We start from the raw sequence: 11,279 nt of genomic DNA, 5'->3' as shown, positions 1-11,279 counted from the left end.
TTGAGCATCGGAATCCTGGCGGTGAAAGACTATACCGATCGGGGAGTGCGTGGCGTCACGACGAAGGGAATTTCCATCTTTCGGGATGAACTTTTGTTGAGTCGGTCCGACAGTCAGACAAGGTCGGAGAGGGCGAGCCAGTGCTGGAACGGTACATCGAATCTCGGTTCAAGGTGGATGTGACCTCCCCGGTTGCGCAGGCCCGGTGCCGGCGGGTGTGTCTGCTCGTGGTCCTTATCGCCATGCTGAGCCTGGGCGATCTGCTCGTCACCTGGACGTTTCTCAACTCGTTCGGCATGCAGGAAGTCAACCCGTTTGCGGCGTTCATCATCCGCCAGCAGAATCCCTTCGCGCTGGTCCTCTTCAAAGTCGGCTCAATCTCGGCCTGCATCTCCACAATCCTCGTGGTTCGGCACCGGCGGCAGGGCGAAATCGCCGCGTGGATCGCCGCGAGCATTCTCATCATGCTCACGGTCCGCTGGGCGGTGTACACCCAGGAAATGGGCGCCTTCAACAACACGGTCACCATCGGCGAGGCTCAGCAGAGCGATCAGTGGCTGCTGTTCCACAATCGACGGGTCGTCTCCGCGCCGCTACCCTAGCGGTGCATGATCTCAAGCCATTCATTTCGCGTCACCGGTGCGTTCGTTCTTGCGCTGTTGGCATTGCTCGCCGCGGGCTGCGACACGACCAAAGCGCCGCGCATCGACCTGGTCAGCGCCCGCGTCGTCGAGCAGCGGCCCGAGGCTTCGCTGGTCGAACTGACGCTCGAACTGACCAACGACAATCCGGATCCTGTCCCGCTCGTCGAATTCAACTACTCCGCCTCCCTCGACGGGCATCGCCTCATCGAGACCCGCCGCGCCGCGCAGGCCACCCTGCGCCGCCTCGGCACCCAGAGCATCGTCCTGCCCGTGGTCATTCCCGCCGGCGCCGCCGGAGGTCCGCTCGCCGGCGTGCACGCGCTGGTCGTCTCGGGCAAACTCTCCTACATCGCGCCCGGGCAACTCGGCGAGGTGCTCTTCGACACCGGCGTGCGCGTGCCCACGGTTTCCTTTACGGAGTCCGTCACCGTCGAGTTCGGCAGCGCGGATGGCTCGTAAGACCGCCCGCCGCGCGACCGAGTCGCGCGACAAGCCGGCCCAGCCGCTCTCGCTCTACGACTGCCCGCAGTGGTACGACATCGTGCACGAAGCCGGCACCGCCGCCGAAGTCACCCAGCTGCAGCGCATCAACGAAAGGCACGGCACCGGCGGGCGGCGCTGGCTCGAACCCGCCTGCGGCACCGGCCGATTTCTGCGCGTCCTCGCCTCCCGCGGCTGCAACGCTCTTGGCTACGACGCCAGCCCCATCATGCTCGACTACGCCCGGCGGCGCCTGAAGGCGCGCGGCCTCAGCGCCCAACTCTGCCTCGGTGACATGGCCACCTTCGTGCGGCCGCGCACGTTTGACATCGCGTTCAATCTCATCAACACCTTCCGCCACCTCCTCGATCCGCTCGAGGCGCTGTCGCATCTGAACTGCATCGCCCGCTCGCTCAAGCGCGGCGGTGTGTACGTACTGGGCATCGATCTGGTCGATTATGACGATCCGCAGCCAGGCGAAGAGGTGTGGATCGCGCGGCGCGGCCGCTGCAGGGTGCGGCACGTCATGTTCAACGTCCCGCCCGATCGCCCCCGCCGCCGCGAGCGCATCATCAACCACCTCATCGTGGACAAGCCCTCTGGGCGATCGACTCACGAGTCGCACTACGACCTGCGCTCGTACAACCTGTCGCAGTGGCTCGGCCTGCTCGAAGAAAGCGAACTGGATTGCGTCGCCGCCTACGACTTCGACTGGCAGCCCATCCAGATCACTGGCTACACCCGCGACGTGAATCTCGTACTCGCGCGAGAGTCCTCGCGCTGACGGCAGCCGCGACAAAGGCGCAGCGCCGTCGCGGATGGCCCGCATGTTCTTACGGTGCGTGCCGATCTTCCAGCACCGCGAACTCCCGGCGCAAGCGCGGGCCGCCGAGCTGGCCGTCGATGAGCCGCAGGCGCTGAATGCGCGGGTAGATGCGTTCGAGATTGCGGCCGGCCTGGTCGAAGATCTGCAGGATGCGGAGTTCGGCGAGCCAGAAGTTCGCATCGCGCCGCTCCGCCGACGCCGCTGCAATCCGCTGAAAGCCCGGCAGCGCTTCGCCCAGCCGATCGATCGCAAAGAGACACTCCGACCGGCCCAGCGTCGCTTCCGCGGAGTTTTCGCGCCACACGAGCACCTGCTCGTACACGCCAAGCGCTTCATCGCAATCACCCGCCAGGCGGAGCGCCTCGGCCTGGCACAGCCCCGCCGCCGCCCACGCTTCGCTTGAATGATCGAGCGGCCCGGCGATCGACCAGCCGAGGCTGGAGATCGGCACGATCCGCTCGCGCGCCATGGTTGCCCCAGCCTGCTCATCGCCCGCGTCGATCAGGCGGCGCGCTTCAGCCAGTCGCTGGTTGCCGATGCGCGTGATGATGCTCAAGGCCCGCTGCGGCGAGCGCTGCGCCAGTTCCTTGAGATCCGCTTCGATCTGTTCGGTCCGCTGCAGCGCTTCGAGTACCGAGATGCGCGCGTCGATGACCTCCGCCGCCAGCACGTTGTCGATGCCCTCGCCCTCTTCGAGCCCTTCAAGCCGTTTGAGAGCCGCATCATGCTCGCCCAGATCGCGCTGGGCCTGCGCGGCCCGCACCGCCGCGGCGACGCGGTAGTAGCGCAGATCCTGCCGCCGCGAGTCGCTCACGCCCGGGCCGGCCAGCGCCGCATCGAGCAGGCGCACCACGCGCTCGGCGCCGCCGATCATCTCGCGCAGCAGGACCTCGCGGTCGGCGCCGCCTGTCGCCTGCGCTTCGTTCCACTTCATCTGCACGGCTTGGAACGCGGCATCGGGATACAGGTCCGACTCCGACGCTACGAGGCTGAAATTGTGCGCCGCCTGGCCGTAGCGCTGCTGGCGCGAAAGCAGCAGGCCGCGCTCGTACGCCCAGCGGTCGAACAGGCTCGCCTGCGGAAAGCGCTCGACGACGAGCGCCAGGGCTTCCTCGTAGAGCGCCTGCAGTTCAGGCGAGTCCGGTTGATCGAGCACCGCGGCCGAAAGCAGCGCCGCCGCCTGCTCGGCCGACTGCTGGGCCCGCGGACTGAGCGGAAAGCGCGCTGCGGCGTCCATGCGCAGGCGCGCCGCTTCGGGCGCCTGGCCGCGCGCTGCGTGGGCGCTGGCCAGCGCCAGCATGACGCGCGGCGTGATCTGCGGATCATCGCCGTGCCGCGTCAGCAGCGATTCGAGCAGTGCTGTCGCTTCGTTCTGCCGCTGCGGATCACCCGCCATGCGCTCGGCCTGCGCCAGCGCCATCTCGGGCGGCAGATCCGAGAGCGGAATCGAGTCGGGCAGAATCGAGCGCCAGCGACCCGCCACCACTTCCTGCCGCTGCGCCGCGTTGAGCGGCAGCAGGTCGTTGTCGAGATAGGCGCGGTACACGCGCACGGCGTCATCCACCTGCCGCTGTGCGGCCTGCCCCGTCGTCGCACGCAGGTCGATGGGCGTGTCGCCGTCGGCCGCGCCGCGCACCGCGTCGAGAAATCGCTGGTCGCAGATGAGAAGGAACGTAAACGGATCGCGCCGGATCTCGGCCGCGGCGGCGAGTTTGTCCAGGGCCGCGGCCGCCGCCGCAGTTCCCTCGGAGCGGCGCAGCAGTTCGACCATTCCCAGTCGCGCCCGCAGCAGCGCGACGGCGTCCGCGCCGCTCGCGCCAAGCAGCGTGTCAAAGTGCAGCCGCGCTTCGTCGTAGCGCCCCAGCCGCACGAGACTCATCGCCGCCATCGATCGGCCGCGGCTGAGCCACGGCTCGGTGAGTTCGCCCAGCAGCGGCGTGAGCGTTTCGGCCACGAGTTTACACAGATCGTCATCCGCGCCCGCGCCGGCGAGCGCGCTGTAGTACGCCGCCGCGGCATTGAGAAACGGCAGCCGCTGGCGCTGCTCCACCTGCAGCAGATACCGATGCCGCTGCTGCATTGCCGCGCTGCCGGCAAAGTCCTCATCCTCCTCGAGATCGAGAATCTCATCAGACAGACCCACCGTCGCATCATCCACGAGGCGCAGCGCTTCACTCGCCGCGGCTCGCATCTGCTCCCACTGCGCTTCGCTGGCGATGCCGAACTCGATGGTCAGATCGAGCGCGCTCTGCGCTGTCTTGAGAAAGAGCAGGTTGAACGCGAGATCCGCCTGCCACAGCGGCATTCGCGGATCGTTCGGGTGGGCGTCGATCAGTTTTCGCCGCGCGCCGACGAGGCGCTCGATCGTCAGGCTCCGCGCCTCGCTGTCAAGCTCTTCATCCGCCAGCGAGGCCTGCAGGTGGGCGATCTCGACCAGTTCGGTCAGCGCCGCATCTCCGGCGCTGCTCGATTCGAGCACGTAGTCGAGCAGATCATCCAGACCGTACTCCGCCAGGCCCTTGAGGAACTGGTCCTGGTCCAGTTGCTCATCAAGACCCTGCGCCCGCGCCGCGCCGCCGGCCAGCAGCGCGAGCAGGGCGATCAGGTTGAACAGATGACGCGTCTTCATGAGTCGAACTACTGACAAACTTCTGCGCACCGCATTGTAGGAATGGTCAGCCCGGCATTGTCGCGCCGACCACCGCGCCCCGCGCCACCTCCGCAGGAGCTGAAGCCGCCGCCGCGCCTGCCGCAATCGTCTCCACAGCCGCGGCCGACGCCAGCCGCACCGTGGTGATGAGCACGTCATCGCGCGTCGCCCCATCGCGGTACCGGCACACGGCCTGGGGCAGCAGGTCGCTCAGATCCAGATGCATCTCCGGCTGCCACCTTTCAACAACCTGCCGAACGCCCATGACGCCGAACTGCCGGCCGCGCTCATCCACCGCCTCGGTCGCGCCGTCGGTGTAGATGACCACGAGTTCATCCTCATTCACCCGCGCTGTCTGCATCTCAGGCTCGAACGCCTCGTCAGGCGCCGCGCCGAGCATGAACGTCGTGGATTCGAGCGCCTCGAGCGAGCCGTCGCGGCGGCGGATGAAAGCGGGGGGGTGGCCCGCGTTGACCCACTCCATCGCGCCGTCCGGGCTGATGCGGAAGATAAACGCCGTGGCGAAGATGCCGTGGCGGAACATGACGAGGTGAAAATAGCGGTTCAACGCCCGCGCCACCTCGCCCGGCGAAGCATCGGGATGCTCGGCGTAGTAGCGCTGCACCTCGCCATCGACGCGGTTGACGGTCAGCGCCGCGGGAATGCCGTGGCCGGTCACGTCGATGAGCGCTGCGTGCAGGCAGCCTCGCTCGTCGAGGTGCGCGTGCAGAAAGTCGCCGCCCACCTGGCGCATGGGTTCATAGGAATAGTTGAACTGGATCGGCCCGCCGCGCACCGGCCGCGGAAAGCGCAGTTCGTGGATCTTCCTCGCGTCAATAAGGTCGCGCCGCGAGCGCCTGAACTGCCGGCGCAGCTGCGTGATTTCCACCGTATGCCGCAGCCGGCTGATGCGCCACCAGCACAGCAGCAGCCCGGCCCCGTTGATCGACGGCGCGATGAACACCCCCGTCGCCACGTGCAGCACGGAGAACCGCTCGACCAGCGCCGTGATGATGATCCACGCCGGGTAGAGCACCAGCAGCGGCTTGACGCCCTGCCCCGGCGTCCACGGCAGCAGCGCGCAGGCAAAGAAGTGCGAGATCGCAATGCCCACAATCGGCCAGGCCATCGCGCCCATGCTCATCGACGCCTCGGGCATCGCGATCTGCTCGCCCACCGCCGCGCCGATCGAGCACAACCCCGTCAGCACGAGCACCCAGTACGCCAAGCGCAGCACCCCCGCGCCCGAGGTGATGACCGATCGCACCAGCACCAGTGCCACGCCCAGCGTCGCCAGCCGCGCCGCCGCCAGCGACATGAGAATCGGGCTCTCCAGCCAGCGCACCGGCGGCTCCACGCCGGTGGTCGGCAGCCACGTCTGGATCGCCAGCGCCATGGCGTACTGCACCACCACCAACGCCAGCCACAGCGACACCAGCCACGTGAAGCGCAGCCGCAGCAGGCGCGCGATCTCGCTTTCAAAAGTCGATGCCGACACCACCGGCGGTGCGATCGGCCTCATGTCGCCGCCTCGACCGTCGCCGCGCTCGCCTCGCGCGAAAAGAAGAACCGGCTCGTGCGCAGCGACGTGCGCGACGCCGCGGCCGGGCCGACGCTTACCGCCACGATCAACACATCCTCATCCGGCTCGCCGTGCCAGCCGCGAAAGGTATTGAGTTGCCGCAGAAACGCCTCGGGCCACTGCAGCGCATCATCCACGCGCGTGGTGCGCACGATCGCCTCGACCCCGCCGTAGCCCAGCCACTGCCCCTTGCGGTTGCGCCAGTCGCACGCGCCGTCGGAGTGGGCGATGAGCGCATCATCGCGCTCCATCGCCTCGATGCGCTCCTCGCACTCCTCGCACAGGCGGTCCGACGCCCCCAGCGGCCAGGTCGTCGAGATGAGCCTGGTTACCGACCCGTCGCCGCGCCGGATAAACGCCGGCGCATGCCCCGCGCCGCACCAGCGCACTGCCCCGCTGGCCTCAAAGCGCATGGCAAATCCAGTCGCGAACACGCCGTGCGGCGCCAGCGTGAGATGTGCGTATCGATCCAGCGCCGCAATCACCTCGCGCGGCCGCAGGTACGCCGACTCGGCAAAGAGCCGCTCGATCTCACCATGCAGCCGGTGCACCGTCAGCGCCGCCGCGATGCCATCGCCTGCCACGTCGAGCAGGATGAGATTCAGCGAGCCGTCTGGCGACTCGTGTGCCGCGAGCAGATCGCCGCCGATGCCCAGCCGCGGCGCATCGCGAAACGCAAAGCGGATCGGCCCGCTCGTGCGCGGCTTGGGAAAGATCGCCTCGTGCATTTTGCGCGCGTCGAACAGTTCGCGGTGGAACTCTTCATAATGCTGCCGCAGCGAATCCGACTCGACGCGCCGCCCGATGGCCCGCGTGCGGATCCAGCACTCGAGCAAACCAGCCGGCACGACCAGCGCCCCGGCCAGCACATCCATCGCCAGCAGCCCGATGCCGAACTCCACCCGCGCCAGGCCGAGTTGCGCCAGCACCCACACGAGCCACACCGCCGCGCCCGGCAGCAGCGCCTGCCTCGGCGTCCACGGCAGGATCAGGCACGCCAGCAGGTAGCCCACTCCCACGCGCAGAAGCCCGACGCCGCCCTCGCCCACCGCCAGGTGAAACACCACGCTGGCGATCGCCGCGTTGAGCACAACCATCCAGAAGGAGAGGCGAAGGAGTTCGTCGCGCCGCACTGCCGGCGCCTCGTGCCGCCGCCACATCGCGCCGATGACCACCAGTTGCAGCCCGTGCGCGCCGATCTGGGCCCCGAAGCGCCACCACTGCCCCCACCAGTCCGCCAGGTCGGCAATGAGCAGGATGATGAGTATGCCCGACCACACCGCGCACAACAGCCGAAACCGCCGCCGCATCAGCGTCGCGAGTTCCGCCTGATACGCCTGCCCGAATTCCTGCTCGATCAGTGCCACGGCTGCGTTGCTCCGGGCTCATTCTAACGCCAGCGTTCCAACGCGCTGCTTACGGATCGCACCGGCACGATTTCAATTGAGTTGGCGCCCTTGCTCTTTGCGGGTCCCTTGTCCGCCGCGGCCCCGGCCGGCACGAGGGCCCGCTTGAAGCCCAGCCGCGCCGCCTCTCGCAGTCGCTGCTCCATCTGGCTCACCCGCCGCACCTCGCCGCTCAGACCCACTTCGCCCAGTGCGACGGTCCCCGCCGCCCCCGCCTTGCGCAGGTGGCTGCCGGCGATCGCCAGCGCCAGGCCGAGGTCCGCTGCCGGCTCGGCCACCTTCATCCCGCCCACCACGCTGGCAAACACATCCTGGTCCGCCAGGCGCAAGCCCGCGTGCTGCTCCAGTACGGCCAGAATCATGCTCAAGCGATTGGCATCCAATCCCGACACGCGCCGCCTGGCCGCACCGAGAATGCCGCTGGCCGTCAGCGCCTGCACCTCCACCATGAAGCACCGGCTGCCCTGCATCGCCGGCACGATCACGCAGCCCGGCTTGCCCACGCCGCTACCCGCCTCGCTGCTCAGCACGCCCGATGGGTCAACCACCTCGGCCAGCCCGAACTCACCCATCTCGAACAGGCCGATCTCTAATGTGGTCCCGAAGCGGTTCTTCACGCCGCGCACGATCCGGTGCGCGTGGTAGCGATCGCCTTCAAAGTACAGCACCGCATCGACAAGATGTTCGAGCAGCCGCGGCCCGGCGACCTGGCCGTCCTTGGTCACGTGGCCCACGAGCACGATGGCCATCTGCGTCGCCTTCGCCAGGTAGACCAGTTCCATGCAGCAGCGCCGCAGTTGCGTCATCGAGCCCGGCGAGGCGTCCAGCGACGCGTTGTAGATCATCTGCACCGAGTCAATGACCATCACCGCCGGCCGGACCTTGCCTGCCTGCGCAAAAATCCGCGCAAGGTTCGTGTCGGCGAGAACAAACAGATCCGCGGGACTGGTGGAACGGGCGTCCCCGGTGGAGCGGGCGTCTCGCCCGTTGACATCCAATCGCATCGCCCGCATCTGGATCTGCTGGCTGCTCTCTTCGCTCGTCACATACAGAACGCGCTGGCCCATCCGTGCGATGCGCGCCGCCGCCTGCAATAGCAGCGTCGATTTGCCGATGCCCGGCTCGCCGCCGATGAGCACCGTCGAGCCCGGCACAAGTCCGCCGCCCAGCACCCGGTCCAGCTCGCCGATGCCCGTGGCCAGCCGGGGCACGTCGAGCGGCTCGATCTCATCCAGCCGCCTGGCCTCAGGATTCCCCGCCGCGATCTCCCCCTCGGCCGCCCACGCCTCGGCCAGCCCGCGCTGCGGGTCCTTCTTCTCCGACCCGCCCGCCGCACTGGGCGTGAACTCCTCGAGCGAGTCCCACGCCCCGCACTCGCCGCACTTGCCAACCCACTTGGGCGACACGGAGCCGCACTGATTGCACACAAACGATCGGCGGACCTTGGCCATGGCGAGACTGTAGCCAAACAGACGGCGATCAACGGCCCCAAAGCGAGCCCGAAGTGTGAGCGAGGAATGGGATCAACGAGCCGCACGCGACAGCGCGCGGTGTTCGATCCATGCAAACGCCGCCTAGTGGAACTGATACCACACGTACGAACTCACCTCGCATGCTTCCAGATCGACCGCTTGCAGGATAATCTGCTTTGCGACAGCACGCCAGGGCACTTGCATTGTCACCGAAGCGCGTCCTTCGACATCCGCGGTGGCTTGCGCGGCAAAGCGCGGCTCGACGATGTCGAGGGTCACTCCCGGGCAGCCCGGAATCTCCGTCAGGCCTGCACGAAATCCGTAGACAAATCGAACCAGGTGGCCTGGCTGCGCTCCAGCCGCGTTCACCGTGTTAGGCCTTCCTGCCGCGCCCGGAAGCGGGCGAATGACCACGAATTCGTCAGTCGTACCCTGGAACTCATAGCAGCCGATGTCGAGCGGACCCGTGCCGGCATCTGGCATGCCCGGATCATCGATGCCGCGAGGGAGTCCGTCGAGATCAAACTCGCCGCGCCCATTGCGCCCGTCTCCCGCGTCGATGCAGGGCGATCCGGCGCTCAGGCGGTAATCGCCTTGCTCCGGATTGACAAAGCGCGGCGGCGCTTCGAAATCGCCCCTGCCAGCCCAGCCGCCCTCGATGTTGCAATAGTGGGGGTCGCCATCGCCCGCGGCAATCACCAGGGAGTCGGGGGTGTTGCCCCAGATCAGAACGCTGTAGATCTTGCCGCTCCCCTGACTGTTGAGATAGAATCCGCCGCCCTCTGCACCAGCGCTGTTGTGGGTGACGGTGGTTTCCCTGACATCGCCAAAGTCGAGTGAATCTCCGCAGATGGCACCGCCGCTGCGGCCCGCGGAATTGTCCGCGAAAAGCGACTGCCACACCGACATTCCAGAATAAGACTCAACTTCGCATAATCCACCGCCGTCGCGCCCGGCGGTGTTGTGGCGTACATTGCACTGACGAAGCTCGAAAATGGGACCGGACTTGGCGATTCCTCCGCCGTCGACCGCCGCTTCGTTGCCAATGATGTCGCAGCGCTCTATCAAGCAGTGAGAGGTCCAGATCCCACCACCAGTTCCAAACGCCCGATTGTCACGGATTGAAGAGTCCGTCAGCGTGCACTGGCGGCCATACACGCCTCCGCCGTCCCATGCTTCGTTGTCTTCAATGCGACAGTCGCTGGCGCTGAAGATGCCAGCGTTGTAGATGCCGCCGCCAAAGCCCTGCTGGTTCCACCCCGTTGCAACGTTGCTGGTGATGCGGCAACGGATGAAGGCCAGCAAAGATGCTTCGTTGTAAATCGCTCCGCCAAAGCCGCGGCCCGGCGTTTCACCTACGGCGCTGCTGCCCGTGAACGAGCAGTCCGTGACGCTCACCTCAGGTCTCCCGTTGGTTGCCAGCGCGCCCCCGCGTCCTTCCAATCCCGTCGCACCGTTGTCGCTGAACGTGCACTTCTGGATGTCGACAATCGCTGTGCCGGCGATCGTCATTCCTCCGCCCTGGCCCGCGCCGATGTCGAGATAGGCGAGGTTGGAGCGAAAGCTGGTCCGCGCGATCGTTACAAAGTTCGAGTCGCTGTTGACCAGAATCCCTCCGCCGCCCAGAGACGAACCTGCCGAGGTGCAATTGTCAATCACGCATTCGATCACCCTCGCATCCACGCCGGCGATGAAGATCCCTCCGCCTCCGGGCGCCATGCCGTTGCGCACGGTGAATCCCTGGATCGTGATGAATTGGGGTTCGCCCGAGTCCAGGTTGATTGCGCGCCCGTCGCCTTCACAGTCGATGATGCAGTTCTCGGCCCCGCCGACCGACTGAAGGATCACCTCGTTCTGGAAGAACGTGAGATTCTTGTTCCCCTCGCCGGCGTACACACCATCCGCCACCCGAACCGTGTCCAGATCACTTGCCGCGTTGATCCCGGCCTGGATCGTGGATTTCGGGCCATCCGGCGCTTCGCACACCGGTGAGAGTCCCGTCCATGCATCGTTCCCGCACGAGCCGTTGACGTAGTACGTCGTCTGCCCGACGGAGAGTGATCCAAGTGAAAGGACCGCGCCCAGCGCGAGCGCACCGAACATCGACTTCGTGCAAAACAACATGATGGGGCTCCTCTTCGTCCGCTGTGCTGGGCGGTCAGGTAGGGAGGCGTTCGCCGCGCCCGGTCAACGGGTCAGGCGCTCTGTCCGTAGAGCAT

8 protein-coding genes are annotated in these 11,279 nt (G+C 66.9%); 3 read left to right on the top strand and 5 right to left on the bottom strand.

What is annotated here, in order from left to right; translation table 11 throughout:
* Positions 1-140 precede the first annotated feature (140 nt).
* The 3 genes from IT430_08505 to IT430_08495 are packed head-to-tail and all read left to right on the top strand — an operon-like array spanning position 141 to position 1,908.
* Positions 141-602: a hypothetical protein gene (locus IT430_08505; GenBank protein ID MCC6907964.1), complete on the top strand. Its 462-nt coding sequence runs from the start codon at positions 141-143 to the stop codon at positions 600-602.
* A 6-nt stretch (positions 603-608) separates the two neighbouring features.
* The gene (locus IT430_08500) at positions 609-1,103 is read left to right on the top strand and encodes a hypothetical protein (GenBank protein MCC6907963.1); all 495 of its coding nucleotides are present in this window, start codon (positions 609-611) and stop codon (positions 1,101-1,103) included.
* Positions 1,093-1,908, top strand: a complete 816-nt coding sequence (locus tag IT430_08495) for a class I SAM-dependent methyltransferase (GenBank protein ID MCC6907962.1) — start codon at positions 1,093-1,095, stop codon at positions 1,906-1,908. Before IT430_08500 ends, IT430_08495 begins: the two co-directional genes overlap by 11 nt.
* A gap of 49 nt (positions 1,909-1,957) precedes the next feature.
* Here the strand turns inward: IT430_08495 and IT430_08490 are convergent, their stop codons facing one another.
* The 5 genes from IT430_08490 to IT430_08470 all read right to left on the bottom strand — a co-directional run bounded on the left by IT430_08490 (position 1,958) and on the right by IT430_08470 (position 11,184).
* On the bottom strand, positions 1,958-4,579 hold the full coding sequence (locus IT430_08490; GenBank protein ID MCC6907961.1) for a hypothetical protein: 2,622 nt from the start codon (positions 4,577-4,579) through the stop codon (positions 1,958-1,960).
* A 46-nt stretch (positions 4,580-4,625) separates the two neighbouring features.
* Positions 4,626-6,122: a serine/threonine-protein phosphatase gene (locus IT430_08485; GenBank protein MCC6907960.1), complete on the bottom strand. Its 1,497-nt coding sequence runs from the start codon at positions 6,120-6,122 to the stop codon at positions 4,626-4,628.
* Positions 6,119-7,549, bottom strand: a complete 1,431-nt coding sequence (locus IT430_08480; protein ID MCC6907959.1) for a serine/threonine-protein phosphatase — start codon at positions 7,547-7,549, stop codon at positions 6,119-6,121. The genes IT430_08485 and IT430_08480 overlap by 4 nt, the downstream gene beginning before the upstream one ends.
* 23 nt (positions 7,550-7,572) lie before the next feature.
* A complete protein-coding gene (radA, locus tag IT430_08475; protein MCC6907958.1) occupies positions 7,573-9,039 on the bottom strand; it encodes a DNA repair protein RadA in 1,467 nt (488 codons plus the stop codon).
* A gap of 123 nt (positions 9,040-9,162) precedes the next feature.
* Positions 9,163-11,184, bottom strand: coding sequence for a right-handed parallel beta-helix repeat-containing protein (locus IT430_08470; protein ID MCC6907957.1), 2,022 nt, complete (start codon positions 11,182-11,184; stop codon positions 9,163-9,165).
* Positions 11,185-11,279 lie beyond the last annotated feature (95 nt).

It is taken from the genome of Phycisphaerales bacterium (assembly GCA_020852515.1).
Classification (GTDB): domain Bacteria; phylum Planctomycetota; class Phycisphaerae; order Phycisphaerales; family UBA5793; genus UBA5793.
Note: the sequence above shows the minus strand (reverse complement) of the source record. Positions and strands in the feature narration are given on the sequence as shown.

Excerpts from the sequence above, each read along its gene's own strand:
- IT430_08500 (MCC6907963.1), top strand. The coding sequence starts at position 609 with ATGATCTCAAGCCATTCATTTCGCGTCACCGGTGCGTTCGTTCTTGCG.
- IT430_08485 (MCC6907960.1), bottom strand. The coding sequence starts at position 6,122 with ATGAGGCCGATCGCACCGCCGGTGGTGTCGGCATCGACTTTTGAAAGC.
- IT430_08495 (MCC6907962.1), top strand. The coding sequence starts at position 1,093 with ATGGCTCGTAAGACCGCCCGCCGCGCGACCGAGTCGCGCGACAAGCCG.
- IT430_08470 (MCC6907957.1), bottom strand. The coding sequence starts at position 11,184 with ATGTTGTTTTGCACGAAGTCGATGTTCGGTGCGCTCGCGCTGGGCGCG.
- radA (MCC6907958.1), bottom strand. The coding sequence starts at position 9,039 with ATGGCCAAGGTCCGCCGATCGTTTGTGTGCAATCAGTGCGGCTCCGTG.
- IT430_08490 (MCC6907961.1), bottom strand. The coding sequence starts at position 4,579 with ATGAAGACGCGTCATCTGTTCAACCTGATCGCCCTGCTCGCGCTGCTG.